Raw genomic sequence first — 26,453 nt, 5'->3', positions numbered from 1 at the left:
GAGCCCGCAGCCGAAGGTGAGGGTTGATAAGCCACCCCGAAAGCCTCCCACCCACGCGACCAGCACACCCACCGAACTTACGAAAAGATCAGTAGACGTCATCTCATTTGGTGTTTGCCGAGGTGGATAGTCGCTGGCAGACACGATGCGTTGGCGGTTGAATGCTCCGGTGAGCGACTACTGGACGCCTGCCCATCACGCGGTGGAGCACGAGGATGCGGAGACCCTGGCCCGGTTGCTGGCCGATGGCACCGATCCCGATGAAGTCTTCAACAACATGACGCTGCTGACCCATGCAATCGACGTCGAGGGAGACGGCTCACTCCAGAGTGGCCAGCCTTTGACGGTGCATACCACTGCGATCTTGCTGGCCTTCGGGGCTGACCCGGAGCTTGCAGGTCCGGGTGGTCGCACTCCCATGGAGGTGGCCGAACACTACTGCCACGACCTGGCAGTGAAGCTACTGCGCACCCACATCAGCGGGTCAGACGCTGGTAACAGATGAGAGTGCAGGCGATGCTTGTGGAGGCGAGGAAGGGTTCGGCCTTGCGCTCGTAGCGCCGGTGGAGACGGCGGCAGCCGGCGAGCCAGGACATGGTGCGTTCGATGGTCCAACGGTGACGTCCCAGCCGCTGCGAGATCTCAACTCCCCTGCGGGCAATACGGTGCCGGATGCCTCGGCTGGCTAATCATCGCCGCAGGTGGTCATAGTCGTATCCCTTGTCGGCGTGGAGTTTGGCGGGCTTACGACGCCGAGGGCCCCGGTGGGATCGAACCGGCGGGATGCCTTTCACGAGCGGGATCAGTGCCTGGCTGTCATGGACGTTGGCACCCGAGATCCCGATGGACAGTCCGGTCCCGTCCACATCGGGTAGTCGGGCAGTTCGACCCGTTGGAAGCGTTCGGGCACCGCCCCAAGCAGGTCCGCCGGCAGCTCGCACGCGTTGTACAGCCGACCTCCACCACCGAACAGTGCCTCGCTCAGTACTAGCTCGACGCATGCCAGAGACACCCGGTCCAAGAACGGCACCCAGCCGTGCCGCGCCTGGACGAGCACCGGCGGATCGTCCTGATCAAGGTCGCGCAGGCGTACGCCCCAGAAGGCGCAGCCCTGGTTTTCGCTGCGGAAGACGAGGACACCGCCGCACTCGTCATGCACGAACATCTCGGCGGGCGGCAGCAGCGGATCTTGGTTGGCGATCAGGCCGGACCGCGTACCCAGGAGCGTGTAGAACTCGCGCAGCACGGCCGGCAGGGAGCAGCCGAGCGTCGCCTCGGCCCGCGCCAGTTCCGCGGCCGGCGTGCCGTCGTCCTTGGTCAACGGCTCGTCCCAGGCTGCGGCGAAGCCGCGGACGAATGCCCACGCCCGCTCCTGGTCGGTGATTCCGCCGTCTAGAGCCTGGGCCACGTCGAACACGCCAGTCATGCCGCGACCGTACTGGAAGCACACGCCGTATCACCCAGAGACGATCAGGCCGCCAGCCAGTCCGAAGCTCCTCGCCAAGATCGTGTTACGAGCTCTTAGTCCGTTACTCCCGGATGTCCGTAGCGCATGCCATGATCCGGCCTCATGAGTGACCGTTCGCTTTCGTCCGGCTGGCTGGCCTCCTGGACCGACAGGGTCTCGCGGACCCTGACGGCAATGACAGGCGAGTTCGAGCGTCGGCACGGATTTCCCCCGGGCGCCAACGTGGTCCGGCTGGCAAACCAAGACGACCAAGCCGCGGCTCGCACCCTCGCCCAAGCGAGCCCCATCCCAGCTGACTTGATCACGTTCTACGACATCATCGGTGACGTCACTTGGTCGGATGTCGGCAACGGCTACTTCCTCGACCCGGCACGTGACGTCCTGCTGCGGCTCCAGGAGTACGGCGCTGTCGCTGTCGACGTGGACCCACCGGCCGGCGGCTTGGTCGTTGGCTCGAACGGCGGCGGCCTGTCCTATGTGGCGGGCCCTGAAGGGACGGTCTACCGGACGCGGACAGCGTCGCTGGACGAACCGGAACTCGACAAGGTGACCGATGACCTGCGGCAGTTTCTGGAACTGCTGGAGCGATCCCTGACACAGTTCGTCGCCGACGGCGAGCCGGACCCCCCATAGACGCAGTCCCATGGCGCTCATTTTGTGCCCGTCTACGACGGGCCCGGCTACCAGGTCAGGGCCTGTGGGAACAACGCCGACGGCGCGCACCGGACCTGCACACGGTGGCCCTGACGACTGTCCCGCATGGGAACGGTCGCGGTCCGGGGCCAGCTCGATGCGGGGCAGTCCGGGAGCAGCCCCGCGGGCACGAGGGTGGTTCCCACGGGAAACCCAGGTCGGCGAGCCGTTCGGCTGCTCCCGCACGCACGGTAGTGGTCCCAGCGAGTCAGGCGCCGAGATGTTCGCTGAGGCAGGCGTACATGGGGGCTCGCTGGTCGCCGAGGCTGCTGTAGTCCAGGACGGCTGGGTAGGTCTGGCGCGTCCCCGGGTACAGCGGTGTGCAGTCCTGCTCGGTGTCGTAGAAGACCGTGTACTCCCCCGGTGCGTCTCCGCTGCCGGCGGGATTCACCAGGTCGGCGCCGCACTGGACGCCAGGAGCGTTCATCAGCAGTACAGCGTCACGGGAGGTGTCGCTGGCGCTGCCGGTCCAGGCCACGCAGTAGAAGGAACTTGGGTCTCCGCCGGTGGACGGTTCGGAGATGATGTTGATCTTCTGCAGGGTGGGCGGGCCGCCGCACAGACGGTTGATGTCCTTGATGTAGTACGGGGCTCCGATGGCACAGATGTTCTTCTTGGGTTCACAAGATGCCGGGCCTGTGGGCAGCTTGTAGGTGACCGGCAGGCACGTGGCGGACCGGGTCGCCGGGGTCTTCTTCTCCGGCTTTGCTTGCGGAGGGTCTGCCGCCGGGGAGGTGGTCACCGCGCCGGATCGTTGGCTGGGGGAGGTCGTTGCGGGAGTCGTCGTGCCCGCCTCTGCCCTCGTGCTGGACCGCTGCTCGTCCCGGTTCTGATCGACGATCAGGAACGTGGCGGCGGCCATGGCGAACGCGGTGACGGCGGCCGCGGCAAGATTCCAGGTGCGACGGCGGGCGATCCGGCGCCGGGCCAGCGTCCAGGCCGGGTCGTCCTCGGCTGTCGACAGGCCCTCCCATCCGGCCGCCACCAGGTCACCCGCCAGGGTCGGCGCCTGGGCCCCTGGCTGCAGCACCTGGGTGGCCTGGGCGGCGAGCAGCCCGGTGCACTGGGCGGCCAGCTCGGCGGCCGTGGGCCGCTCTTCAGGGGTTTTGGCCAGTGCGGACGTCACCAGGGCCACGAGGTCATGGGGGATTCCGGCGAGCTCGGGGTCGGCGGACATCACCCGGGCCGCGACCGCATCCGGTGGACCGCTGCCGAACGGGAGGCGTCCGGTGGCGGCGTAGGCGAGCAGTGCTCCCCAGGCGAAGACGTCCCCGGCCGGCCCCACGGCGCCGGTGCGGTAGCCCTCGGGGCTGATCCACCCCGCGGTGCCGGTCATTACGCCGGTCCGGGTGACCGACGTGCCGTCCAGAGTATGGGCGATACCGAAGTCCAGCACCCGCGGCCCGTCTGGGGCAAGGATGACGTTTCCCGGCTTCACATCGCGGTGCACCACCCCGGCCGCATGGATGGCTGCCAGCGCGGCCGCGGTCCCGGCCGCCAGCGCGTACAGCCAGGCACCGGACAGCGGTCCGTGCGCGGCGACGTGTTCGCCAAGGGTGAGGCCGGGCACGTACGGGGTGGCCAGCCAGGGAACGTCCACGTCGGAGTCGGCGTCCAGCAGCGGCACCAGACAGGGCCCCGTGACCCGCCGGGACACCTCGACCTCCCGTTTGAACCGGGCCCGGAACTCGCCGTCGCCGGCTTGCGCCGGGTGGACGACCTTGACCGCCACCCGCAGCCCGCCGGAATCCAGGGCGGCGTGGACTGTTCCCATGCCGCCCGAACCGAGCCGGCCGATGACCCGGTACGGGCCGATCCGGCCCGGATCACCAGGCCGCGATGGATGAATTCGCGCTGACAACGACGCCCCCCACAGGCAAGAACACTCCGGCCGTCTCGGCCGGATCCGCAACTCTCTCACGCATGGCACGCGGAGGATGCGGAGCGCCGATTCCGATGACGCGGTGTGCGTCAGTTCTCTGACGGAATCGTCAGCGGGGGTTGGAGCACGTGGTGTGCCTTCTGCAGTGTCAGCAGGGCCAGTCTGTTCAGACCTATTCGCCGGGCTAGGCCGCCGGTGGCCGTAGGCGGCCGTTGACCCTACAGTACCTGGCTCGACAGAGTTCTACAGAGCTTCTATAGTGCAGCTATGGCGACCACGACGATTCAGGTATCCCGGCAGGTGCGTGATCATCTGGCCGAGCTCGCCCGGGAGCGAGGCGTGAGCTTGGGGCAGCTGGTCGAGGCCATGGCGGCTGAACTGCCTACGGCGTCGCAGCGCGCCGAGCGTCTCGCGGCCGACCGTGAGGTGGTGCGGCGCGTCATCGGGATCGAGCTGAGTGATGAGGAGTTCGACCAGGCTCCGGATGTCCGCGGCAACATCTACAAGATCGCTGCCGAGAAGGCGCGCGCAGCGCGGGGCAGTGCCGCGTGATCATTCTCGACACCAGTGCCGTACATGCTCTGGCTCTCGGACACAAAGCGTTGAACCTGCTCGCGGGCAATATGGCCCAGACGCCCACCGACCAGATCCGCGTTCCCGCCCTGTGCCTCATGCAGGCCGAGGCGGACGAGGAACATCTGCATCGCCGCGTCCTTGCGTTCTCCTCCGTGGTCGTCGATCCGCTCGACACCATGGCAGCCGCCACCGTCGGCACCATGATCCGCGACGGATACGGTGGCCCCGACACCTGCCACGCCCTCTACTGCGCCCTGCCCCGCGCCGAGTTCACCGGCATGTCCATCCTGCTCACCGAGCACGAAGACCACTACCCGCCCGGCGTGATCACTGTCGACATCAACTCCCCCGGCATGCTCGGCTTCCACTGAAGACTTCGCGCAGGCGTGTTCCTGAACGCCTTTCTTGGGCGGCCTGCTGATCACCTGAATGTGCCCGTGGCGCGCCGATAGGCGCGCCGGGGGCTGTGCCGAACGCATTCGGCACAGCCCCGCTCACGGCTGAGGGCGTCGGCCGAACAATGCCTGGCGCAGCGTCGGGTAGAGGTACTGAGGTTCGGTGTCGGCGTGGCACTCGGGGCAGTAGTGGTTGCCCTTGGGCAGGGCGATGTCATCGTCCTGATCCTGTGGGCTGGTGGACCTTCCGCATCCTTTGCACGGCACCAGCGCGGGTGCCGGTGCCGGTGCCGGCGGCTCGGATGCCCGGTCGTCGCGTGGTGCGCCCCACGGCTGCTGGTTCAATGCTGTGTCGAGTTCGGCTTGGCGAGCCTGGTCCCGGGCAGCGACCCGGGCGTCGTAGTCCTTGGGGTTGCCGAGAGCGTCAGTGAGGGTTTCCCACTGGCCGTGGCCGCACCGCCACCACACCGCCCCGTACGGGCCCTGCTCTTGGAGGCGGTCGAGGGTGGTGAATATCAGGGGGATGGCGTCCGCGTAGTCGTAGTAGCCATCACGGTCCTTACCGCCGCCGTAGCTGCCGCGCGACTGGTAGGTGCCAGACCAGATATCCCTCGTCTGCTGCAGCACCGCGTTCATCCGGTTCTTCAGCCCTTCGGGACCGGTGCGGGTGCCGGGGTTGAACACCACCGCGACCGGCGGATGCCCGTCTCGGCCGGTCGGCGCGTAGCGGGTACGCCACACCGGCAGTTCACGGCCCTGCAAGCCTTTGGTGGTGAGGCGGAAGTAGTGGGCGTACTTCTCGAACTTGGCCGCCAGGGTCTGCGCGGTCTCGGTGCAGTTGTCGACCTCCACGAACAGCACGGGTAGGCCGGCCTCCGGAGCCTGGAGGACCGCATCCGCCCGCACCCCGGCGCGGCCACCGCGGCTGCTGGGTAGATTCAAGGGCACTTCCGTAGACCAGGCGGCGACCGATCCCATACCCGCCGGGGTGGTCGCTTCCGATGCGGTGGTGGCCCTCGCGTCTGCGGGCATGGGGCGGCTGGACTGCCGGGATATCGGCCGGGTGGCCACAGCGGGCGTTCGGGTGATCGCTATGACGGTCTCGTTGACGGCCATCGCATGCGGGGCGCCCGAACGGGCCGCGCCCCGGGCGGTACCACCCATCTGATCCGCCGGCCGGTCCAACACTTCCGCTGCCGCGTCCAATCCCAGCGGCGTCAGCGACCACAGCTTGCCGCCCTCGCGCGTGCTGCCCTCCGAAACGGTCAGACCATGCCGGGCCAGATCCAACAAGGCGTTGCGGAACGCCTTGTTGTCCTTGTGACCTGGTGCCGTGAGCCGGTGGATCTGATCTGCCGTGGCCACCTTCAGCACACCCAGCGCGGCCAGGACGTGCCCGCGCACCGTACTCGTGGACCCGTACGGGTACGCCTTCGAACCACCCACCCCTACCCCCCTTTCGTTCTTGCCGCCCCGTGATCCTGCGGCGCCGGGCGCCGCGGCGGACCGACGTCGGCCGGGCCGCCAGCAGCCGATGCCACCCAGGCCCTCTTCTTCTCCGCCGCCGCTCACCCTGCCATCCACCACAGACAGGCAGGGTGAGCGGCGGCGGAGAAGAAGAGGGCTGTCGGGGTCGGTGGTTGGGGCTGGTCAAGGGGGCTGACCTGCGCAAACCGAATACCACGTACTTCGAGTGCCGGTAGGGGATTTGGTAGGGGGAAGGGTAAGAAGTTCGGTAGGGGAATCGGCCCCCGGTCCGCACCGGGGGTTCAGTGTTCCAGGCGGGCGGAGCGGGCCTGGCGGGTGATCTCGCCGCGCTTCTCCAGCTGCCGCAGTTGGTAGGCGGCCACCGAAGACTTGCTGGACAGGCCCACGGGACGGGCGGGCTCGCGCAGCGTATGCGCTTCACCGCGCTCTACGATCTCGCTCCGGATGAAGGCCAGAATCTGCTCCCTGCCGTGCGCTCAGGTACTCCAGCTTGCACCTCACCCTGCTCGCCGCCCCCGTCATGGGTAGTGCCGGTGCCGGCAATCCGTGGGACGTCCTCGAAGAGGTCTCCACTCAAGGCCCAAGAGTGCACCGGGCCGGGCGTCGGCAGGTGGGGCACCGCAATCACAGAGTGCAGCCTGTCCCACTCGAAGAGCACCGGGCCCGCGCTACTCACCGGCCGCACAGGGATCAGGCCCCGCAGTCCTCTGCCGATCTCATGAAGTACGGCAGTCCGTTGGCTGCTTATCGACGGGCAGGATCAGCAACAGGAGAACCGGTGCGGCGGACACGGGGTTTGGTTCAGGGGTGCAGGTGCTTGACCATGACGGCATACAGCGGTGAATCGGCGAAGGGACGCTGCTCTCCTACTTTTGTGTAGCCCCACGCCGTGTAGAGGGCTTGTACTTTCGGGTGGGTTACGTCGACCAAGAGTACGGCTAGGTCCTCGTTCCGCTCGGTCAGCAGCGCCTCGTGCAGCCGATCGGCTATCCCCTGCTTACGCCATGCGGGCCGCACCATCACTTCGGAGACGGCGAAGGTGGCGGCGTGGTCCTTGGTCGGCTCGTAGCCGGTGGAGCGCCACCACTCGCGCCCGGGTTGAAGTGGTGCGCCGTATGCGAAGCCCGTCGGCTCGTCGCTCTCGAATGCAACGACGCAGGTGAAGTCGTCCATCGCCGACCAGTGATCAACGAACCAGGGGAACTTGCGGTTGAATTCCAGGTCCATGGCGTCGGCGTAGGCGTCGGCGTGCACGTCGATAAGCAACTGCCGGAAGCCCTCGGGAAGGCTTCCGTGGCGGTAGTGCCGCAGGTCGATCACCCTGGTCATGCTCGACTCCATTCTTCTCGCATCCGGTCTGCCCAGTCCCTGGCGTACGTCGTGGATGGCGCCATCCGGAACAGGTCTCGGTGGAAGTCTCCGATCAGAGATCTCATGCGTCCAGGCAAGGAGACGCCATCCATGATCGTGAAGACCGTGGAAGCGGTGGCCGTTGCTTGTTCCGGTTCTTCCTGACGTAGTTGGGCAAGTGCGAGCTGGCATGTCGCCAGCGCGCGGTTACGTTGGAACTCGGCTGGGATCTTGGCCAGGGCGCGATGCGCCATCGCTTCGGCATCGGCGGGCCTGCCGTTGCGGTTGAGGATGACGGCGGACAGATGGTTCAGTTCCGCCGGCCCGTAGAAGGCGGTCCACCTCGGACGCTCGTCGTCAACCGCTCTGAGTAGGGCGTCCTGAGCTGTTCCGAGTGCTCTCTGGGCAGCCTGGGGGTCTCCTTTGGAGGCGTATGCGAGAGCAAGGCGTACACGCCCCAGGGATGCGTAGAACGGGTCCCTGCGCGCGGCCGGTGAGGCTGTAGCGGCTTGGGCCGCGGCGAGTTGCTCGCTGCCGTTGTTCCGCTGGTAGGCGAGCATCGCGAGGTTGATCCACACGCGCATCCCGGTGGGGGCGTCCTGGGACAGTCCGGCGAAGGTTGTCGCTTCGTGGAGATAGCACTGGGCGGTGTCGAGGTCTCGCAGGTCGATGCAGGACCAGGCCGCGATGGTGGTGTACTCAGCTGCGAGCGCGTACAGGGCGCGTCGGACGCGTTCGCTGGCGTTGCGTTGCTGGAGGTCCAGGACCTGAGCGCGGCCGTCGAGAGCCGCCGCCGCCAATGCCTGCTGACCTCCGTGGCGGTCGTCAGCCTCCACAAGAATGTTCATGCCAGCTGCGGCGCGGTGTACATCCGTCATGCCAACTGACCGGCGCTGTCTGCCGAGAGGAACGGCGGCGGCCGTGCCGGTTGTGGTGGCGATGAAGTCACGACGCCGCACGGGATCCTCCGGTGCATGGTGCATGGAGCTGGGTGCGTTGAACCCTAAGTCCGACACGGGGCAGCCGAACACACGCTCAAGTGCGACGCAGGTGCGGCCGATTGGGCGACGGCTCGTCCCATTTAGAAGGTTGCGGACAGTCCTCGGCGACATATCCCCTGGGCGGCCAGTGATCTCCATAAGCGCCTTGTTGCACCGTGCGGCCAACTCTTCCTGCGTGAGGCCGAGTTGATCCATTCGGCTTTGGAGGATGACGTTCGCTCCCATGCTGCTGAACGTATCGCCAGCGTCACTGTGATGCCCATACGTCAGGTAATGCGGACGTAAAGTCTTCCGGTTGTCCGCTACGCACGACTCCCCAACCCTTCCTGTTCTGACTGGCTCGCGGCCCGTTCACTGGACACCAGCCGCCCGGATCTGGGCGCGGCAGCAAACAACAACTGACCGAGCACCATGGTGAATCTGGGAGCTTTTCCGTGAACTCGCCACAGCAGCATCGGCCGCGCGCCACCGCGTACAACGTGGAAGGGCTCAGCCTCACCGCCTCGCGGAAGGCCTCCGAGACGAACGCCGAGGGCTCCTCCATCAACGAGTCGACGCGCTCCCGCATCGTTCCATCGTGTACGCAGGGGGACCTGGCAACAGCCGTGGGGCCGCGCTTTTGGTGGGAGACGAGGCTGATGGCCAATCCGGCGGCGGGTTTCAACGCCCGGCTCCGGGCGCGCCCTCGACTCACGGTGGCCCGCTGGTCCGGGAACGTCGAGATCGCCTCCCGTATCGCCGCCGCGCTTGTCGCCAACGCTGCCGAGTGGGGCCTGCCGTTCCATGACGGCTGCGTGGGACTGCGAATGACGCTGGGCCCCGACAGAGAGGAACTCGCCATTGAGGTAGACGACGCCTACCCGCGTTTCGACGCCTTCGAGACCGTGACGTCAGACCCCGAAACCGACCCCACCCGCAGCAGCCTGCGGTGGATGCTGCGCCAGGGGGTCCGGCTGTCATGGAAAGAGCGCAGGGACGCCGAGGGCGATCTCATCGGCAAGACCGTCAAGGCGATCGTCCCCATCGACAGCACGGAAGAGACAGCATGAGCCTTACCCAACAGCTCCCTCGCCGACGAACCGACAGGAAGCAGGCACGACCGGATACGCCCTTAGCGGGCTTCACCCCCATCCACGAGTTCATCGAGCCCGGCTCCATCGCATCCGACATGGGAGATCTCGCCTCCCGAGTCCGCGCCCTCATGGCACTCCAGCAACAGGTGTTGCAACTGCCCTTGGGTGGCCGGTTCTTCGACATCGTCCTCACCACGAGCGGCCCGCAGGCCTACGCCGTCATGGCGGTCATGGACGACATCCAGCACTCCGGTGACGAATCCGTTGACGCCTGCGGGCCGGTGATCGAGGACCCGCAGCGGTCGTGGCTGATCTGGCTGGTCCCTCCGGGTACCAGCGAGCAGTGGGCCCCGCACCGCTACGCGACGTGCCTCGGCCGGCCCCACCACCTCGCGCTGCCCGCCATCACGGCAACAGAGCCACCCGGCCCCTACTGGCGCCGCCCCTGCCGAGGCGACCGGCTCGTCCCGCCGACAGCTCTGCGCCAGTTGCTCGATCAGTTCCAGCCCGGCCCTGCACCCCACGAAGAGCTCATCGGTTCCATGTTGAGCACCATCTCCTGATCTCCGCGTGCGGCACAGATGTGCTGCCTCCCCGGCCCTGGCCGCACGCGGCTCCACTCCCTGCCGCCGAGACCATCCCCCCTCGGCGGCAGGGTCCCCATCACGAGAGACCCGGCCGTGATCACACACCGCAGCCAGCAAGAACTCCCATTCCCTTTGGCCCACATGGACCTGGAGCGCCTCCGCCGACACTACGAGCGAGAGGTCATCGAGGCCACGACGCGGACCGTCCGCGTCGCCCCCTACCTCCTGGCCACCTCATGCGCTGAACGACGCGCAGACCTGGCATCGATCGAGGACTACGTCGAGCAGCGGGGATGGCGCCTTGCACGCAGCAGCTTCGCGGACATCGGACAGCCCCCACCGCTCGGCGATCGGTCCGGCTTCGGCGAGGCCTTTCGGTACGCCGCGGCGGGCTTCGCGCACGGCATCGTCGCCATCAGCCGGGCAGCCATCACCACCGACGACGAGGCGTACCGGCACCTGCTCGACCAGCTGCACCAATACCGCGTATTCCTGTCTTATCTACCGGCCGACGGGGATCCGCCTTGCTGACCTCTCGCTCCTGGTGCCGGCCGCTCGCACCTCCCCCGGCGGACGGCACCAGGATCCGTCGAGCTCACTTCCGCCTACGCAAGGCACTCATGGACGCCAAACCTGCCCTCTTTGACCAACTGCTCCATCACGTACCCGGTGGCCCGGCGGAGCAGCCGGGGTCCCTGCGGAAGGGGGCTGCGGCTTTTGCTCGGAGCGGCGTTGGCTCGCGTTGTTCGTTACGGCGTGTTGGTGAAGGAGCGGCGGTAGGAGCGGGGCGGCACTCCCCGGCGGCGCACGAACTGTTCGCGCAGGACGGCCGCGCCTCCGTATCCGACGCGGTGGGCGATCTCCTCGACGGGCAGGTCTGTGGTCTCCAGGAGCTCCTCGGCGCTGCTCAGACGCAGGCTCCGCAGCCAGGCGTGGGGGGTGGTGCCGGTCGCGGCGGTGAAACGGCGGGCGAAGGAGCGCTTGCTCATCACGGCACGCCGGGCCAGTTCCGCGACGGGGAGCGGCTCGTGGAGGTTCTCGCGGGCCCAGGCGAGTACCTCGGCGAGCCGCTCGTCGCGGCAGTCTTCGGGGACGGGGGCGGCCAGGTACTGGGCCTGCCCGCCGTCGCGGTGAGAGGGCAGCACCACGTCCCGGGCGACGGCGTTGGCGATCGCGGCTCCGTGCTCCCGCCTGAGCAGGTGCAGGCAGAGATCGAAGCCCGCGGCGGCTCCGGCGCCTGTGATGATGCGTCCTTCGTCGATGTAGAGGGCGTCGGGTTCGACGGTGACGTGGGGGTGGCGGCGGGCGAGCAGTTCGGCGAACCGCCAGTGGGTGGTGGCCCGCCGACCGTCGAGCAGTCCGGCGGCGGCGAGCGCGAAAGCGCCGACGCAGTGGGCCGCGACCAGTGAGCCGCGCTCGTGTGCGGCCGCCAGTGCATCGAGCACGGCGGGCGCGGGTGGTGTGCGGAAGCCGGCCCATGGCAGGGCGATCACCAGATCGGCGGAGGCGAGCCGGTCCAGGCCGTGTGTGATGGTGAGCGGCACGCCGAGGTCGGTGGGGACAGGGCCGGGCCGGTCGGTGCACAGGGCGAAGTCGAAACCGGGCAGTGTCGCGCCGTGCGGGCCGAAGACCTCGGTGACGATGCCGACGGCGAGCATGCCGACTCCGGGCGGGGTGTACGCGGCGACGGTCACGAAGGGAGACACACGTGCAGTGTGGCACTAATCCTGCGATCAGCGGCAGTTGTGCCACTCGTGAACGGTCGGCCTCCCCGGAAGGATTGAGGCCATGACAGACGCACCGCTCGGCCGCAGCGCCGTATACACGATCCTGACCACTGGATATGTCGGTTCCACCGGCCCCGGAGTCGCCGCCACCGTCTCCTACATTTCCGACGCCGGCCGGCATGTGATCTTCGATCCGGGCATGGTGGCGAGTCGCGACCACATCCTCGCCCCGCTGGACAAGTTGGGGCTCGGCCCCGACGACATCACCGACGTGGTGCTCAGTCACCACCACCCGGACAACACCATGAACGTGGGCCTGTTCGAACGGGCCCGGGTGCACGACCACAAAGTGGAATACCTCGGCGATCAGTGGAGGAACCGGGATGCGGAGGGTTACGAACTCACCCCGTCGCTCAGGCTGATCCGCACCCCGGGCCGAGGACATCACACTGCTGGCGGGCACAGACTCGGGCGTGGTCGCCTTCGCCGGTGACCTGTGGTGGCACGCGGACGGCCCGGCGGAGGACCCAGTAGCCCCCGACCGTGAGGTGTTGCGCGCCTCCCGGCTCCGGGTGCTGACCGCTGCGGATCTGATCGTGCCCGGCCATGGCGGCCCGTTCAGGCCCGACGACACCACGCCACGCTAGCCGCCCGGTGTCCGGCATGAGCTGCGGAACTCCGTCCGGCCACGCTTCGATGGCACAGACGCCCGATCGTCAGACGTCGATGGCCATCGGTGAAGGTTCACTGTCCCAGGACAGTTCGGCGCCTGGGGGCCACGCTGGCGTTTTCCTGCTCGCAGCGAGATCGACCAGTGAGTTCGTCGATGGCGGCACGAGGGAGCGGCCCGGTGGCGGTGAGCTGTGCCGTGTCCCCGAAGCACCCCGGGTGCCACTTACGACTATCCAGTGCGGCGGCCGGTCGAAGGTGACGGTCAGCGAGCCGGTCAAACGCTGCGGTTCCTCACCAGCATGATGGAGCTGCCCGACGGTGTAGAGGGCGACGTCTTGACATCGGGCTACCAGCGGCAACTCCGCCGCGCCCCAGTGCGCGTAACCGCGTCCACAGCAGCAGTGCGGCCGGCCCGCTGCCCGGACTGCCCGGACTGCCCCCTGGCCGAACGATCGGCGGCTGGGTGCGTTGCGCCATGGAGATCGCCGCCGGGACGGGCAGTCCCAGCAGACGGTGCCCCGGCTCGCCCGGCGCGGCGCCGGGGCGGTCCGGGTGGCACAAGAGTGGCCGGCCCCCCTTGTCGCGTTCGTGGCAGCGAATGGAGCAGCTTCGCGGCCCGTGCTTCGCGACGCGCGCGCCCGTCTCCAGAGGGGGTCACGTCAGCGCGAATATCCCTAAAAGGGTGCACTTCTGCCATTTCGGTGGCCCTGGAGGCGGAGAGATCGGCAGAGTCTGCAGGGCAACGCCACCCGTCCCACGGCCTCCTGGCCCAGTGAAGGGAAACCGGACATGAAGTACCGCAAGCGTCTCGCCGTCAGTCTCCTCGCGGCATCGGCTCTCCTCGGCGCCGGTCTCGTGACAGCCTCCCCGGCATCGGCCGCCGCCACGGCATCCGCGCGGGGCACGGCCCCGGCCTGCGTCAAGCGGGACGTCATCAAACACCGAAAGTACGTAAAGGTCACCAACACCTGCAACGAGGCCATGCACCTGAAGGTCGTCATCGACTGGGGCAACGACTCGCCCTGCCTCACCTACCAGCCCGGTGAGCAGTGGGAGTGGAACTGGGGCCACGGCTCCTACGGCAAGGTCGTCACCTGCTGAACCGACCAGTACCCCCTGGCCAGTCTCCTCAATTGACTGCGCCGGGACGCGAGCACTCTCCGGCCCCGCACAGCCCTTCAAAGCCTGCCACCGGCAGGTCTTGCGGAAGGACTGTGCATGACCTCTTCAGCGGGCAACAGCTGCGCAGAACTGCGCCCCGACATGCGGTCGCTGCGGGCAGGAGACACCTTCGATCGTTCCGGGGCCTCCTGCGTGGCACGCCCCGGAACAGCAGGATGCAGCGGCGCCCCAGACCATCAGGCGGTCGGGGCGCTGCACGGGCGCTCGGGAGACTCCTCCGCCTCAACGGGCGTACGGGCGACCCACCGGTGGGCCGTCGGCCAGTGCCGCAGTCCGATCTCGGACCGTGCCGCCGGTACGCCAACGGCGTGCAGCACGCGGCGATGTGGCTGCGCGGCGCCACCCGGGACCAGCCCTGGGCTCCAAGGGGAAACAGCCGGCCTCCACCGTGCGGATCCCTCGCCGCGTTTGATCCAATCTCCCTGAAAAACGCGAAGGGGCCCCACTGGCAGGGGTAGGGGCCGCGGAAGCCGGAGATGACGCGCAGGTGGCCGGTGCGGGCGATCACGTGGGCGGGGAGGTGGTCGCTGCGCGTCCAGTGCGTGTCGTTGCGCTGGGGCGGCGCGGTCGGTGTGCCAGGCCGGTGTGCTGCCGTTCTTGGCGGGCTTGGCGGCGGGGGCGCGGGCGCCGCGCAGGCCGCTTGGATCGATGGCTACGGCCGGGGCCTGGAGCGCAGTCAGCGACTGCTGGACGCCGAGAGCGGACAGTGTGCGGCAGCCCGGCTCTAGAACCCCTTGGCGTTCATGTCGCTGAACTACGACTATATGCACGACCGTTGACGCGGCCATGGCAAGCGCTTACCTTCCAGAAACAAGCGCTTTGGTCATCTGCGCGTGCCGCCCGGTCGTCTGCCATGTTCACGTTGTCGAACCAGCCGTATGGTCGCACCGGGCCCGCCGCAGAGAAAAGGGGTCAGCGAACCCCTCGTCGGACGAGCCGCAACCACCTGGAGAGAGAACGATGCAACGGAGACCCGTCATCGCGTGCGTCGGCCTGCTGGCCGGCACACTCGTCGCGTTGTCCGGTACCACGGCGCAGGCAGCGTCCATCCGCTACGAGGCCGAGAATTCCCCGGCCGTCTGCACCGGCACCATCGACTCCGACTGGGCCGGCTACTCCGGCAGCGGATTCTGCAACGCCACCAACGCGGTGGGCGCCTACGCCCAGTTCACCGTGAGCGCCTCCACCGCCGGGACGGCAACACTGAGCATCCGCTTCGCCAACGGGAGCACCGCGGCCCGCCCCGCGACCCTCACGGTGAACGGCGCCTCGGCCACGTCCGTGTCCTTCGAGAGCACGGGCGCCTGGGGCACCTGGTCGACGAAGACGCTGTCGGTGCCGGTGAGTTCGGGCGGCAACACCGTCCGGCTCAGCCCCACCGCAGCCGCCGGGCTGCCCAACATCGACCATCTCGACGCGGAAGTGGGCGGCACCACCACCCCGCCGCCCTCGGCGAGCGCTCTCTACGTGGCGCCGAACGGCACCGACGGCGCGGCCGGCACCCAGGCGGCGCCCACCACGCTCACCTCCGCGATCAGCCGCATCACCTCCGGCGGCACCATCTACCTGCGCGGCGGGACGTACAACCACGCGCAGACGGTCACCATCCCGGCGGGCAACAACGGCACCGCCGCCGACCGCACCGAACTCCTCGCCTACCCCGGTGAGACGCCGGTCCTGAACTTCTCGGCCCAGGCCGAGGACCCGGCCAACCGCGGCCTCGCCGTCAACGGGTCGTACTGGCACGTCAAGGGAATCGTCGTCGAGCGCGCCGGGGACAACGGGATCTTCGTCGGCGGCAGCAACAACATCTTCGAGCGCACGGTGACGCGCTTCAACCGCGACACCGGCCTCCAGCTCTCGCGGATGCTGTCCAGCACCCCCAGCAGCCAGTGGCCGTCGAACAACCTCATCCTGAGCGCGGAGTCGCACGACAACGCCGACTCCGACGGCGAGGACGCCGACGGCTTCGCCGCCAAGCTCACCACCGGTCCCGGGAACGTCTTCCGGTACGCCGTCTCCCACAACAACATCGACGACGGCTGGGACCTCTACACCAAGACGGACACCGGCCCGATCGGCCCGGTGACCATCGAGGACTCGCTCGCCTACGACAACGGCACCCTCAGCGACGGTTCCCAGGCCGGGAACGGTGACCGGAACGGTTACAAGCTCGGCGGCGAGGACATCGGCGTCGACCACATCGTCCGGCGCAGCATCGCCTACCACAACGGCAAGCACGGCTTCACCTACAACAGCAACCCCGGCTCCATGAAGGTGTCGGACAACATCAGCATCGACAACGCCCAGCGCAACTTCAACTTCGACGCCGGCACTTCGGTGTTCACCAACAACACCTCCTGCCGCAGCGGCAGCGGCACCAACGACCGGATCATCGGCACCGCCGACGGCACCAACCAGTTCTGGTCCGGCACGAACGGCTCCCGCTGCTCGTCGTACGCCGGGGCCCTGCACTGGTCGTATGCCTCGGACGGCCGCCTGGTGGTCACCTTCGGTGGCTAAGCCGCACCTTCACCGCGGCCAGACCGCGAGAATGGCCTTTCTGGAGGCCCCGACGCCCCGACGGCTTGTCACCGGCCGCCGGGGCGTCACCGTCTCGTCCAGGCGGCGAGTGGACAGCGCCCGCGCTTCTCCGAGCCGAGCGGTCCTCACGAATCGCTCGCGGCGCCCGGTCGCTCTCCTTCGCGTGGGCCGTCCCGTCCGCGGAGCACCGCGGGCGGAGCGGTGCCGTCGGGCAACTGCTTCCTCGCGGCGGAGAGCGGGGAATGTCGAGCATCGCCGCATGTGCGTCCGCGACTTCGGCAGAGTCGGGCAGCGTCACGGCGCCGGGAACATCGGGCCGGCGCCAGGACTTCGCGGACGCGTTCGCCCATGACGGCCGGGGCGGGGCCCTCCGAAGAGGGCCGCTTTTGCCGATCCGGTCGGCTGCAGCGTCATGGGGTTTCTCGATCCTCCACAGCGTGGCCGATGAGTCTGTGGCTCCCGGTCAGTCCACACTCGTGACACCCGAGGACCCGAGGAAAGGACACCGCCGTGTCGGAGCTTCTCGTCGACTTCATCACCTCCCTCGACGGCTACGCATCGGGAGAGGGATGGCCCGGGTTCTGGGGCCTGGAGGGCCCGGAATACCTCGCATGGCTCGCCGCGCAGCCCGAGGCGACCTACCTGATGGGAGCGAACACTTACCGCCTGATGTCGGGCTTCGCCGCGGGCGAGGTCCCGAGCGGTCAGGACGAGTTCCGGCCCGAAGAAGAGGCCTCCGTCGACGAGCTGACGCAAGCGTCCAAGGTCGTGTTCTCCTCCTCGCTTAAGGAGCCGCTGACGTGGGCCAACGCCACGCTCGTCCGCGAGGACGCCGTCGAGACGGTCCGCGCCATGAAGTCCAATGGCTCGGGACTCCTCAGCACGATCGGCAGCCTCAGCCTGTGCCGGTCCCTGCTGCGAGCCGGACTCGTCGACCGCTTCCGGGTCGTGATGTTCCCCGTGATCACCGGGGCCACGGGCGAAGAACGCATCTACGACGGCTATCCGGACGTCGCCCTCGAAATGATCGGGCACCGCACCTTCGACGACCGCATCCAGCTGGTCGAGTACAAGCCCCGCGTGCTCGAGCACCCACCGCTCGGCACTCCTGCGTGACCTCACCCTGTCCGCCCGTCTGGGGCACCAGGCCGGCGCCAGGGTGTGGGGCAGACCTTCAGGGCTTTGCGCTGGCCGATGCCGTGAGGTCGGCAAAGATTCGTTGGCCGAGTGAAGGGCGTCTGCCGGGGCCGCTGGTTTGTCAGGCGTCGGTGCCGGCGGCCGCTTCGAGCAGGTCCATGGCGCGGTTGTGGAGGCGACGTTCGGCGTTGCGGCACGGTGCGTTGAGGAAGGCTTGTTGGGCCTCGGCAGGATCGCAGTTCAGCAGGCCCAGGGTCACGAACACGGCTTCGGCTCCGTGACACCCGTGGTCCTTGAGGAACTCCTGGAGTGCGTCCGCGTCGCCGGTGGACTCCCGGGACGGGCCGGGCGGTGTCCTGCAGGGCAGCGATGCCAGCCCGCCGCGGCAACGACTGCCACCACCCGAGTGAGACCGCGAGGGGTCCCTCAGCGTCGGGGCCGCATGCGAGCTGCGCGAGGTCCTGTGAGCAACTGCTCGGGTTCTCACGCTGGTCGTGGCATCGCCTGCTGCTCGTTCAGTCGCGGCTTGCGGCCTGTTTCCTGGACCAGGCGGTGGCGTCGTCTCCGTATCGGGCCAGGAGGCGTGCGAACTGGATGCGCTCCTCCGGTGACCAGGCGACGGTGATCTCCTGGAACGCCTTGCGCTGTTGTGCGGCGAAGCGGCTGCGTTCGGCCTCACCGTGCTCGGTGAGTTCGAGCACGGTACGACGTCCGTCGGCCTGGGACGCCGCCCGGCGCAGCAGCCCTTCCTCGATACAGGCGGCCACGGTCCGGCTGGCCACCGGCTGGGCGACGCCCATCTCGGCGGCGAGGCCGCCGACGGTCGTCTCGCCCGGCGCGTCGGCGATCACGTTGAGCACGAGGTTGCGGGAGAGGTCCTTGCTCGATGCCGGTGCACGTCGTCGCAGACGTGACAGCGCCGGGCCGATCTGGTTCAGCGCCGATTCGTCGGACGGCTGCTCGGAGAGGGGCGCGCTGCTCATGTGGCCGATTCTAGGCCCGGCCCGCACATTTGCATACCCGCAGACAAGTGCATAGCATTAGGTATGTAAATTTTGGACGAGTGACGAAACGAGGCGGACCGCCATGGCGCTCACCGCGATCACCAACGCGCAGATCTTCGACGGAGAGAAGCCGGCAGGCGTGCAGACCGTCGTCATCGACGGCGGGAGAATCGCCCGCATCGGGGGCCGCGCTCCTGAGGGCAGCGAGATCGTGGACGGCGGCGGCGCCACCCTGCTGCCGGGACTCATCGACGCCCACGTTCACTCCGCCCCGGGTTCCCTGGCGCTCGCCCTGCGGTTCGGGGTGACGACCGAACTGGAGATGCAGGGGATGAACACCCGGGAGAACCGGGGACCCGTCACCGACGACGACACGCAGGCCGACGTGCGCTCGTCCGGCTTCGCCATCACCCCGCCCGGCGGTCACCCGAGCGAGCTGATGCCCGAAGGGTTCCGGCCGATGCGGGATCTCCCCCCGGTGATGCCCCTGATGCCGTTCTCCACCACGCCCGAGGAAGCGGCCGCCTTCGTGCCCCAACTGCTCGGCCGCGGCTCCGACTTCATCAAGTTCATGATCGACGACGGCAGCGTGGAGGGGCACCCCGGACTGCCCGCGCTCGACCAGGCCACCGTGAACGCCGGGGTGGCCGAAGCCAAGAAGTACGGCGCCCTCACCGTGGCCCACGCGCTGACCGTGGACGCCACCAGGATGGCCGCCGAAGCCGGCATCGACGGCCTCACCCACGTATTCATGGACCAGCCGCACACCGCCGAGATCATCAGCATCATCAAGGACGCGGGCATGTTCGTCATCCCCTGCATCACTCTCAATGCCTCGATGATGGGGATCACCGGCAGCGAACTCGCCGACGACCCCCGGGTCGCCGCACGCCTCGACAGCAAGTGGGACCAGACCCTGCGCTCCAGCTACAACCGCTACCCGCAGGGCAAACTCGACGACGTGTACGACACCGTGCGCGCCCTGGACGCCGCCGGCGTCGACGTGCTGGCCGGCACCGACGCCTCCATGCCCGAGACGTTCTTCGGAGGCCTGGCCCACGGAGCGAGCCTGCATCACGAACTGCAATACCTGGTGGCAGCCGGCCTCACGCCTGCACGGGCCCTGCGCGCGGCCACCGCGACCACCGCCCGCCGCTTCCGTCTCAGCGACCGGGGCCGCATCGCCGAGGGACTCCGCGCCGACCTTCTCCTCGTCGACGGCGACCCGCTCGGCACCATCAGCGACACCCTCAACACCCGCGCCGTCTGGCGCCGCGGCACTCGCCTGGCGGCATGAGCCCAGCACTGCCCCCAGGGGGAAGACGGTGGAGGTTCGGGATTTGATTCGGCCTTGGCCGGACTCCTCCGAGCCGAGCGGTCCTCACGAAGCGCTCGCGACGCCCGGTCGCTCCCCCTCGTGTGGACCGGACCGCCAATCGTCAGGGTTCAGGGGCCGTCCCCGCGGCTTCGGCGCCATAAGGGCCTCGTTGATGGTCCCCGGCGCCTCAGCCGCCGCCACCGCACCGGGCGATGCAGACCCCTTCGACCGAGAGAGTAAGGCTCTAGCACCCGAGCGCCGGTGGCGGTGCCGTAGCTCCACACAGTGGTGAGCCGGACCGACAGCGGCGAACCGGCAGCAGTTGCCAGTGCGCCTGCTTCACCATGGCCGCACCCTGCCTCCACGGCCACGTGTCGCTTGACGACCCACCTGGTCTTGCCGAGGCCGGATCTGCGGGCCTGGCATCATCGTGGAGGCAGGGGTGGGAGGGGGAGCTTTGAAGTTGATGGTCTCTCGGATGACGGACAAGCGCACGCTGTTCTTCGGCGAGGCGGATTCCTACACAGTCATGACCGGCGGGGTGGCCGCTCAGGATCTGCTGGCCAAGCTGCGTACCTCCGCATTGCTGTACGACCACGTGATCCTGGCAGCGGCGTACTTCTGGCAGTCCGAGCAGCTTCGTCGTGTCCTTCCCTACGTGACGGAGCTCATCGAGACGGGTGAGATCCTGCCGTCGATCCGGTCCCCTTGGATCACCCGCGATGTCATCGACTACTTCGACAAGCGGATCGAGGACACCGCCGGACTGGTCGGCACTCCTATCTTCGGGATCCAGGCGCTCGCCTCGGAAATCGCCCGCCCGGAACAACGCCCGGTGGCCGAGCAGCTCGCCTCCATCGGCACGATGGTGCATCTGGACACCGGATCGGTGGAGGACACCTTCCGGGGCCTGTGGCTGACCGATTCAAGCAACGTGCGCGACCCGTTCTCCGTCCACAACGCGGTGCTTGAGACGACGGGCGGGCACGACGGCGTCGGCGATCTGCTGAGGGGCATCGGCTCGATCGCCCATCAGGCCTTTTTCTCCCGCAGTGTCGTGGCCCAGGAACTGTACGGTATGAACCTCCCTCCGGCGCTGACGACGGTGCTCATCGACCGGGCGTCCGAGCTGTACCTGCGGTCGAACGCCTCCGCATGCGGCAGCGATCAGCTCGTGACGGCGCGCTGGGCAGGCCCGGGCGGCTCGTCGGTGGGGCCATTGGCCTCAGCGAACATCGACCTGTTCACCCAGGTACTGGGGGTCTGCGGAATCTCCCGCCGACAGCTCCACGGTCTCGGGGACGACGAGATCCTGGCCATCAAGTACTCCGAGGAGTTCCAGGCGTTCCGCCAGACCTACTTCCGGCTCGTCGAGACCGCAACGCTCGAACATGGGAACTTCACCGACGAGGTCTGGAAGCGCTTTGAACGAATGCGGACGCGTGACCGCATGGCGAAGCGCTTGATCCGCGTACTGAAGTCGATTGAGCTGGCGTCGGGAGCCCTGTTCACGGCAGCGCTGGGCTCAGTGGTCCAGGAATCGACGACGTTCGGGCAGACCCTCATGGCCGCCAGCGGTGCGGGCGCCGGTGCCGGACGGTTCCTCGGCGGCCTCAAGCGCCTCAACACCACACCGGTCGACGATTTCGTGGAGTTCGCCACGCGCAAGGCGTACCGGGACCGGCTGCGCGCATCTTTCCGCCTGCGACGCTGAAGGCCCGGCCCCGGCCCGTGTCGCTCAGGTACGCGAGGCCTTGTCCTCCCGGTCGGTCACGAAGTTGACCAGCAGGGGACACTCGTTGCCGCACCGCGTGCAGCCCATCGCGAACCGGTTCTGGGCGGACTTCTCGAACAGGCCGCCGTCCACCACGCAGGTGTAGTTCGCCGCTCGGTTCTCGGTCATCCGGTTCTCCGCCGGGAAGTCCAGGTCGGGGAAGAGCGAGATGTTCGCGGAGTGCGCGGCGATGCGTGCCGCCCGCAGCCCTTCCAGAATGGAATCAAGGTTCGGGATCTGTCCGGTGTGCTCCTCCCGGGTCACCGAGTTCACCACGTCCGTTCCGCCCTCGACGGCAAGCATCCCGGCGCCCAGCGCGTTGGCGATGTGGTCGTTGCCGACGGCGGCGTCCGTGGGGATGGGGCCAAGGGTCATGACCGGGCCGGGGTAGCCGAGCTTTCCGCGGAGCAGCAGGGTGAAGGCCCCGATCTGCCCGAGTCGCATGTGGCCGACCGCTTCCAGCATGGTCGGCACCCCGAGTGCCCGGGCCTCGCGGTAGAACATCTGCTGTCGTTCGAGTTCTTGGACGTGCACGGCGTCCAGGGCGTCCACGGTGCTGGCCGGCCGGAACGTCGTACCCAGGCTGAGAGCCACTCCGTGCCGTTCGAGTATCGCGGCGATGTCCCCGAACCGCTCCGCGAGCACGCTCTCGGCACGGTCGTGGATCAGCATGTCCCGGACGACGATCCCGCCCCCGCGCGCGGTGGTCGCGGTCTGCCGGGTGACTCGGGCGAGCTCGTACATCTCGCGCGTGGGCGAGAGGTGGAGCGTCATCCACGCGACACCGGACGCCGCCTGCCGCTCGATCTCGTCGAGCAGGCGGGGGACGTCTATTCCGCGCCGCGGCTTGAAGCAGAGGTAGTGCGGCAGCGTTCCGACAGGCAGGCCGAGCTGCTCGCGCGCGGTCCGGTAGAGCGGGGTGGGCAGGCTGACCGTGCTGAGGTCCATCATCAGGTCGGGCTGGTAGCCGAGCTTGCCTATCTCCGCGATCTTCTCGACCTCGGTCGCCAGATCGGCCGCTTTGTTGCATCCGATGCTGGTGTTCACCTTGACCAGCGAACCCGGCCCCACCAGGACCGGACTCCCAGACGTCCGCAGAGCGACGAGGGAGCCCGAGTCGATGCGCGTTCGGGCCTCCGGCTCGCTCAGCAGGCCCTCGCGAACCTCTTGGGCGTCACTCAAACCGTTCATGGAGCCTCCGTCAGCGTCTGTGGACCATCGATGAGGGTCACGGAAAGCAACGCCCATCCTGACAGCGCCAAGGCGACCGGCGAAGACGTACTTCGCGTCGTATGACACGTGCCACCCCTGCCACCCCTGACTCGCCGGGGGGACGGGCCGGGCATGCGGCTCGTTGCCAGTGCACGCACAGGGCCGATGCACCGGTGTGAACAGGCACGCCCACGGCAACCAACCATCCCCACGATGGGCATCCGGCGGGCGCAAGGGCGGTCATGCGGGTACCGGGCGTCGAGGAAACCCAGCAGAACGGCCACGACGATGCGTACCCGGCAGGACAGATCGCGACTCAAGCCGTGGCGGCGGGCGCGGTCAGGGGCGAACTCAGTCACCCGAGCAGCTAGTTGGGAGTGACGGTCGTCACGGACAGCAGTCGATATACGAGCCCTAGGTATCCCCCTCGCAGGCCCGAAACCTTGCCTCGTTGTACCTGTCGGATGCGGCTTGACCGCCCCGGCACCTCAACCTCAGGAGAAGACCGTGCGTCTACGTTGGTCCGTCCCGCTGCCCGGTCCACTGTCCCTCGGCGGCTCCATCCCCCTTTTCGGAGGCCGCAGCCGCGGAGGTGGTGGCGGTGGCGCCGCCCTCCTCGTTGGAATGGCCAAGCTGTGCGGTTACTTGCTGGTAGCCGAGGCATGGATCCTCTGGTGGTTCCTGAAAGGCTGGTACGTCCTCGGTGTCTTCGCGCACCGGAAAATCACCGGCCAGTCCACCCCGATCTGGCGTTCCCGCGGTGGCTGGTGGTAGCCGCCAGGGTCGGCCCCGAAGTCCTGGCCGACAAGTAACACGCGGGTGCAACGTCCGTGGCGGATCAGTCGAGTCGCCTCGACCAAATCCTGTCCAACCGCCCGGCGGCTCAGTAGCCTCTCAACGGCCGTCGCACGGGTCGTCTCCCACCTGCATCGGCCTGGTGTCGACCGCAAGGCAGGAGGAGTACACCCGCCGCGGCGGAGTGGGCTGCGGCTCCGCTTCGGTCGCGGCGTTCACGGCGATGACTGCCACGGCACCGGCGCAGATCAGCCCCGCTACCGCGGCGAGTTCCGTAGGGCGGCTCACCGGTCGCCGCTGAAGTGGTCGAGAATCTCATCGCGGCAGTCGTCCGCGCCGACCCGCGTTCGCGTGAAGGCCAGCACACCGTCGTCGATGCCTTCCGCCTTGGCCTTGGCCTTCCGCCTTGGCCTTGGCCTTCCGCCTTGGCCTTGGCCTTGGCCTTGGCCTTGGCCAGCTGTATCTCGATGTCCGCGATGGACTGGGCGCGGCGCTGACGGGCTTCTCGGGCTGCGCCTCAGGCTCCGCAGAGGCGTTCAGAGCGGCGGTGGCAGCGATGCCGGCCACGCACAGCACCGCCCACGCGGCGACCCACGTACGACAACTCGTCCTTGACGGCTCCGGCATCCAGGCACTTTACGAGCACCTCTCGGGCCGGCGTAGTTGGGTGCGGGCGGCACTCTCATCCGTCCTGTTGACGTCGAACAGGGCAGCACCCGGCGTGTGCGCGTACGGAATCAAGGGCTCAGCGTTGCGCGAGCAAGTCCGGCGCGAAGAGGGCCTGCTGAGACAATCACCTGCCCGGCTGTCTGCGCTCCCGCTTCTGAGCCGCACGGCCGGACGGCGATCGCAGCGAGGTAGAACGCGCCGACCACGCCGTCGCATCGGTGCTGCGCTCGGCCCGCGACCGTATCGCCCCGATCGAGCCGGGCACCCAGGCGCCGGGCCCTCGTGGCGTCGACCGTGGGACACGGGCACCCCTCGCGTCACCGCCCTCCGCGCCCGCACAAGCGCTCTTGTCGCGCGCCCCAATAGCCGTGTCCAAAAAGGTGTGTCCGAAAAGATGCCCCGATTTCATGGTCCGCCGGCCGGGGCGCGGAGATCAATTGTCCGAAACCCTACTCCGCGGCATTCCTTGATCGAGGTTGACGGGGAAACGAGGGTGTTGTGAGAGAAGTCACCGTTCGCTACGCTCATGCTCCTCGTCGGGCGTAAGTCCACTTATTGCAGGGGGCATTGTGGGTGCGTCAGCGTCGGCAACACCCCGCGGGCGGGCAGTTTGATGGAAAGAGCCGACGAAACGTTGGAGTCCGCCGACCCTGAATTATCCCGGGGGCCGTCCCCTTTCCGCATTCGGGATTTCCTGCTTTTCTGGACGGCGGGCGGGGTCGATGGTCTGGGGACCTGTGCGTCCTCTCTCTTCCTCCCGCTGATCCTGCTGGGAGCCGGACATCCGGCCGGGCTCGTCGGACTCGTCGCGTCGGTGGCGCTCATCAGCGGCCTGGTGGTCTCCCCCATCGCGGGCGTCCTGGCCGACCGGTGGCCGCGCAAGCCGATGATGTACTACGCGGCCCTGGTCGCCGCCGGGGCCATGGGGTCGGTCTTCGTGGCCGTGGCGCTGGGCCACGTCGTCCTGGTTCACGTGCTGGCCGCCGCCGTGATCGAGCAGGCGGCCAGCGCCGCCTACGGGGCAGCGGCCTCCGGGACGATCCGGCGTCTGGTGCCGGCCGCCGGATACAGCAGGGCCATCGGCTACCTGCAGGCGCGGGACCAGGCAGTACAGGTCGTCGGACCGACACTGGGCGGCGTGCTGTACCAGCTGGCGCGGTGGGTGCCGTTGCTCGCGGACGCGGTGTCGTTCCTGCTGGTGGCGGTGTTGAGCAAGGCGATCCGCACGGATCTGACCCCCGTCCGGGACGGGGCGCCTGCGTCGTTCACCCGCGACCTCGCCGAAGGGCTCCGCTTCGTCTGGGCAGAATCGTTCCTGCGCTTTGTGGTGGTGTGGAGCGCCGGGATCAACGCGCTGCTCGGCGCGCTGTACTTCCACGCGGTGTTCGCCTCCCACGCGCGCGGCGCGAGCCCGTCCTCGATCGGGCTCATCCTCACCCTGGCCGGCATCGGCGGGCTGCTGGGTGCGCTCGCCGCGCCGTGGCTGGTGCGCAGGGTCCCGGCCGCGCGGATCGTGACCGGGGCCTCGTGGGCCATGGTCCCCACGGCGGCCGGGCTCGCGTTCGCCTCCCGGACCTGGGCCTACGGGCTGCTGCTGAGCGGGGTGTCGCTGATCGTGCCGTCCGTGGTCGTCGTGCTCCAGACCCGGGCGGTGCTCGTCACCCCGGACCGGCTCCTGGCGCGGATGGGAACGGTGCTGAGCACCGCGAGCCAGGGGGTGGCGGTGCTGGCGCCGGTGGCGGCGGGTGTCCTGGTCGCGGAGTTCGGGGGCCGTAACGTTGCGCTGGGCTGTGCGGGCGCCTTCGCCGGGCTGGCGATGTACGCGACCGTCAGGGCCGGTCTCGTGACCGGGGAGGCCGCGTGACCCCGGCCCCGCCGAAGGCGGCTCCCCGCACCTACGGCGTCT

Annotated in this window: 24 protein-coding genes and 2 pseudogenes; 16 read left to right on the top strand and 10 right to left on the bottom strand. The window is 68.4% G+C overall.

The window, feature by feature from the left end; genetic code table 11:
• Window positions 1-169: 169 nt before the first annotated feature.
• Window positions 170-505, top strand: coding sequence for an ankyrin repeat domain-containing protein (locus tag ACZ4NT_RS35710; protein ID WP_467729374.1), 336 nt, complete (start codon window positions 170-172; stop codon window positions 503-505).
• On the opposite strand, the pseudogene ACZ4NT_RS35705 reads toward ACZ4NT_RS35710, so the two are convergent.
• Window positions 477-980, bottom strand: a pseudogene (locus ACZ4NT_RS35705) (IS5 family transposase); the annotation flags it as partial. The gene ACZ4NT_RS35710 and the pseudogene ACZ4NT_RS35705 overlap by 29 nt on opposite strands.
• Window positions 981-1,036: 56 nt before the next feature.
• On the opposite strand from ACZ4NT_RS35705, the gene ACZ4NT_RS35700 reads away from it, so the two are divergent.
• Entirely contained in the window at window positions 1,037-1,396 is a 360-nt protein-coding gene (locus ACZ4NT_RS35700) for a hypothetical protein (RefSeq protein WP_467729372.1), read from the top strand.
• Window positions 1,397-1,642: 246 nt separating this feature from the next.
• Entirely contained in the window at window positions 1,643-2,101 is a 459-nt protein-coding gene (locus ACZ4NT_RS35695) for an SMI1/KNR4 family protein (RefSeq protein ID WP_467729384.1), read from the top strand.
• A 268-nt stretch (window positions 2,102-2,369) separates the two neighbouring features.
• On the opposite strand, the gene ACZ4NT_RS35690 is transcribed toward ACZ4NT_RS35695, so the two are convergent.
• Window positions 2,370-4,082: a serine/threonine protein kinase gene (locus ACZ4NT_RS35690; protein ID WP_467729370.1), complete on the bottom strand. Its 1,713-nt coding sequence runs from the start codon at window positions 4,080-4,082 to the stop codon at window positions 2,370-2,372.
• 228 nt (window positions 4,083-4,310) lie between these two features.
• Between ACZ4NT_RS35690 and ACZ4NT_RS35685 the strand changes: the two genes are divergently transcribed.
• Together ACZ4NT_RS35685 and ACZ4NT_RS35680 are read left to right on the top strand one after the other, a co-directional pair.
• On the top strand, window positions 4,311-4,595 hold the full coding sequence (locus ACZ4NT_RS35685) for a hypothetical protein (RefSeq protein WP_467729368.1): 285 nt from the start codon (window positions 4,311-4,313) through the stop codon (window positions 4,593-4,595).
• Window positions 4,592-4,990, top strand: a complete 399-nt coding sequence (locus ACZ4NT_RS35680; RefSeq protein WP_467729366.1) for a hypothetical protein — start codon at window positions 4,592-4,594, stop codon at window positions 4,988-4,990. Before ACZ4NT_RS35685 ends, ACZ4NT_RS35680 begins: the two co-directional genes overlap by 4 nt.
• Window positions 4,991-5,113: 123 nt before the next feature.
• On the opposite strand, the gene ACZ4NT_RS35675 is transcribed toward ACZ4NT_RS35680, so the two are convergent.
• The 4 genes from ACZ4NT_RS35675 to ACZ4NT_RS35660 all read right to left on the bottom strand — a co-directional run bounded on the left by ACZ4NT_RS35675 (window position 5,114) and on the right by ACZ4NT_RS35660 (window position 9,078).
• Window positions 5,114-6,460 (bottom strand): replication-relaxation family protein, encoded by a 1,347-nt coding sequence (locus ACZ4NT_RS35675; RefSeq protein WP_467729364.1) that lies wholly within the window; start codon window positions 6,458-6,460, stop codon window positions 5,114-5,116.
• A 323-nt stretch (window positions 6,461-6,783) separates the two neighbouring features.
• Entirely contained in the window at window positions 6,784-6,957 is a 174-nt protein-coding gene (locus ACZ4NT_RS35670; RefSeq protein WP_467729382.1) for a LexA family protein, read from the bottom strand.
• Window positions 6,958-7,303: 346 nt separating this feature from the next.
• Window positions 7,304-7,831: a GNAT family N-acetyltransferase gene (locus tag ACZ4NT_RS35665; RefSeq protein ID WP_467729362.1), complete on the bottom strand. Its 528-nt coding sequence runs from the start codon at window positions 7,829-7,831 to the stop codon at window positions 7,304-7,306.
• Entirely contained in the window at window positions 7,828-9,078 is a 1,251-nt protein-coding gene (locus ACZ4NT_RS35660; protein WP_467729360.1) for a helix-turn-helix domain-containing protein, read from the bottom strand. The genes ACZ4NT_RS35665 and ACZ4NT_RS35660 overlap by 4 nt, the downstream gene beginning before the upstream one ends.
• 209 nt (window positions 9,079-9,287) lie before the next feature.
• Here ACZ4NT_RS35660 and ACZ4NT_RS35655 point away from each other — a divergent pair, with 209 nt between their 5' ends.
• The 3 genes from ACZ4NT_RS35655 to ACZ4NT_RS35645 all read left to right on the top strand — a co-directional run bounded on the left by ACZ4NT_RS35655 (window position 9,288) and on the right by ACZ4NT_RS35645 (window position 11,044).
• A complete protein-coding gene (locus tag ACZ4NT_RS35655; RefSeq protein WP_467729358.1) occupies window positions 9,288-9,902 on the top strand; it encodes a hypothetical protein in 615 nt (204 codons plus the stop codon).
• 119 nt (window positions 9,903-10,021) lie between these two features.
• Window positions 10,022-10,489: a hypothetical protein gene (locus ACZ4NT_RS35650; RefSeq protein WP_467729356.1), complete on the top strand. Its 468-nt coding sequence runs from the start codon at window positions 10,022-10,024 to the stop codon at window positions 10,487-10,489.
• Window positions 10,490-10,654: 165 nt separating this feature from the next.
• A complete protein-coding gene (locus ACZ4NT_RS35645) occupies window positions 10,655-11,044 on the top strand; it encodes a hypothetical protein (protein WP_467729354.1) in 390 nt (129 codons plus the stop codon).
• 218 nt (window positions 11,045-11,262) lie between these two features.
• Here the strand turns inward: ACZ4NT_RS35645 and ACZ4NT_RS35640 are convergent, their stop codons facing one another.
• Entirely contained in the window at window positions 11,263-12,171 is a 909-nt protein-coding gene (locus ACZ4NT_RS35640; protein ID WP_467729380.1) for a GlxA family transcriptional regulator, read from the bottom strand.
• Between the two features lie 130 nt (window positions 12,172-12,301).
• Between ACZ4NT_RS35640 and ACZ4NT_RS35635 the strand changes: the two are divergent.
• The 4 genes and pseudogenes from ACZ4NT_RS35635 to ACZ4NT_RS35620 all read left to right on the top strand — a co-directional run bounded on the left by ACZ4NT_RS35635 (window position 12,302) and on the right by ACZ4NT_RS35620 (window position 17,754).
• Window positions 12,302-12,887: pseudogene (locus tag ACZ4NT_RS35635) on the top strand (MBL fold metallo-hydrolase).
• 814 nt (window positions 12,888-13,701) lie between these two features.
• Window positions 13,702-14,013, top strand: a complete 312-nt coding sequence (locus ACZ4NT_RS35630; RefSeq protein ID WP_467729352.1) for a hypothetical protein — start codon at window positions 13,702-13,704, stop codon at window positions 14,011-14,013.
• A 1,041-nt stretch (window positions 14,014-15,054) separates the two neighbouring features.
• Window positions 15,055-16,617 carry a silent information regulator protein Sir2 gene (locus tag ACZ4NT_RS35625; RefSeq protein ID WP_467729350.1) on the top strand — a complete coding sequence of 521 codons (1,563 nt, stop codon included), beginning with the start codon at window positions 15,055-15,057 and terminating at the stop codon, window positions 16,615-16,617.
• Window positions 16,618-17,148: 531 nt separating this feature from the next.
• A complete protein-coding gene (locus ACZ4NT_RS35620) occupies window positions 17,149-17,754 on the top strand; it encodes a dihydrofolate reductase family protein (RefSeq protein ID WP_467729348.1) in 606 nt (201 codons plus the stop codon).
• 142 nt (window positions 17,755-17,896) lie between these two features.
• Here ACZ4NT_RS35620 and ACZ4NT_RS35615 read toward each other — a convergent pair whose 3' ends face one another.
• Both ACZ4NT_RS35615 and ACZ4NT_RS35610 read right to left on the bottom strand, forming a co-directional pair.
• Complete coding sequence (locus ACZ4NT_RS35615; RefSeq protein ID WP_467729346.1) at window positions 17,897-18,040, bottom strand: hypothetical protein; 144 nt, start codon at window positions 18,038-18,040, stop codon at window positions 17,897-17,899.
• Window positions 18,041-18,290: 250 nt separating this feature from the next.
• The gene (locus tag ACZ4NT_RS35610) at window positions 18,291-18,758 is read right to left on the bottom strand and encodes a MarR family winged helix-turn-helix transcriptional regulator (RefSeq protein ID WP_121409888.1); all 468 of its coding nucleotides are present in this window, start codon (window positions 18,756-18,758) and stop codon (window positions 18,291-18,293) included.
• Between the two features lie 103 nt (window positions 18,759-18,861).
• Here ACZ4NT_RS35610 and ACZ4NT_RS35605 point away from each other — a divergent pair, with 103 nt between their 5' ends.
• Window positions 18,862-20,076 (top strand): amidohydrolase family protein, encoded by a 1,215-nt coding sequence (locus ACZ4NT_RS35605; RefSeq protein WP_121409887.1) that lies wholly within the window; start codon window positions 18,862-18,864, stop codon window positions 20,074-20,076.
• A gap of 499 nt (window positions 20,077-20,575) precedes the next feature.
• Window positions 20,576-21,811, top strand: a complete 1,236-nt coding sequence (locus tag ACZ4NT_RS35600; protein ID WP_467729343.1) for a hypothetical protein — start codon at window positions 20,576-20,578, stop codon at window positions 21,809-21,811.
• 24 nt (window positions 21,812-21,835) lie between these two features.
• On the opposite strand, the gene ACZ4NT_RS35595 is transcribed toward ACZ4NT_RS35600, so the two are convergent.
• Window positions 21,836-23,062, bottom strand: a complete 1,227-nt coding sequence (locus tag ACZ4NT_RS35595) for a phosphomethylpyrimidine synthase ThiC (RefSeq protein ID WP_183117332.1) — start codon at window positions 23,060-23,062, stop codon at window positions 21,836-21,838.
• A 528-nt stretch (window positions 23,063-23,590) separates the two neighbouring features.
• Here ACZ4NT_RS35595 and ACZ4NT_RS35590 point away from each other — a divergent pair.
• Together ACZ4NT_RS35590 and ACZ4NT_RS35585 are read left to right on the top strand one after the other, a co-directional pair.
• Window positions 23,591-23,857, top strand: coding sequence for a hypothetical protein (locus ACZ4NT_RS35590; RefSeq protein WP_147464512.1), 267 nt, complete (start codon window positions 23,591-23,593; stop codon window positions 23,855-23,857).
• Between the two features lie 1,303 nt (window positions 23,858-25,160).
• Window positions 25,161-26,411, top strand: a complete 1,251-nt coding sequence (locus tag ACZ4NT_RS35585) for an MFS transporter (protein WP_121409882.1) — start codon at window positions 25,161-25,163, stop codon at window positions 26,409-26,411.
• The last annotated feature ends 42 nt before the right edge of the window (window positions 26,412-26,453 follow it).

Source organism: Streptomyces sp. NPDC026417 (genome assembly GCF_055567695.1).
Note: the sequence above shows the minus strand (reverse complement) of the source record. Positions and strands in the feature narration are given on the sequence as shown.

Excerpts from the sequence above, each read along its gene's own strand:
- ACZ4NT_RS35695 (WP_467729384.1), top strand. The coding sequence starts at position 1,643 with ATGACAGGCGAGTTCGAGCGTCGGCACGGATTTCCCCCGGGCGCCAAC.
- ACZ4NT_RS35685 (WP_467729368.1), top strand. The coding sequence starts at position 4,311 with ATGGCGACCACGACGATTCAGGTATCCCGGCAGGTGCGTGATCATCTG.
- ACZ4NT_RS35665 (WP_467729362.1), bottom strand. The coding sequence starts at position 7,831 with ATGACCAGGGTGATCGACCTGCGGCACTACCGCCACGGAAGCCTTCCC.
- ACZ4NT_RS35660 (WP_467729360.1), bottom strand. The coding sequence starts at position 9,078 with ATGGGAGCGAACGTCATCCTCCAAAGCCGAATGGATCAACTCGGCCTC.
- ACZ4NT_RS35650 (WP_467729356.1), top strand. The coding sequence starts at position 10,022 with ATGGGAGATCTCGCCTCCCGAGTCCGCGCCCTCATGGCACTCCAGCAA.
- ACZ4NT_RS35645 (WP_467729354.1), top strand. The coding sequence starts at position 10,655 with ATGGACCTGGAGCGCCTCCGCCGACACTACGAGCGAGAGGTCATCGAG.
- ACZ4NT_RS35640 (WP_467729380.1), bottom strand. The coding sequence starts at position 12,171 with ATGCTCGCCGTCGGCATCGTCACCGAGGTCTTCGGCCCGCACGGCGCG.
- ACZ4NT_RS35630 (WP_467729352.1), top strand. The coding sequence starts at position 13,702 with ATGAAGTACCGCAAGCGTCTCGCCGTCAGTCTCCTCGCGGCATCGGCT.
- ACZ4NT_RS35625 (WP_467729350.1), top strand. The coding sequence starts at position 15,055 with ATGCAACGGAGACCCGTCATCGCGTGCGTCGGCCTGCTGGCCGGCACA.
- ACZ4NT_RS35610 (WP_121409888.1), bottom strand. The coding sequence starts at position 18,758 with ATGAGCAGCGCGCCCCTCTCCGAGCAGCCGTCCGACGAATCGGCGCTG.
- ACZ4NT_RS35605 (WP_121409887.1), top strand. The coding sequence starts at position 18,862 with ATGGCGCTCACCGCGATCACCAACGCGCAGATCTTCGACGGAGAGAAG.
- ACZ4NT_RS35600 (WP_467729343.1), top strand. The coding sequence starts at position 20,576 with ATGACGGACAAGCGCACGCTGTTCTTCGGCGAGGCGGATTCCTACACA.
- ACZ4NT_RS35595 (WP_183117332.1), bottom strand. The coding sequence starts at position 23,062 with ATGAACGGTTTGAGTGACGCCCAAGAGGTTCGCGAGGGCCTGCTGAGC.
- ACZ4NT_RS35585 (WP_121409882.1), top strand. The coding sequence starts at position 25,161 with ATGGAAAGAGCCGACGAAACGTTGGAGTCCGCCGACCCTGAATTATCC.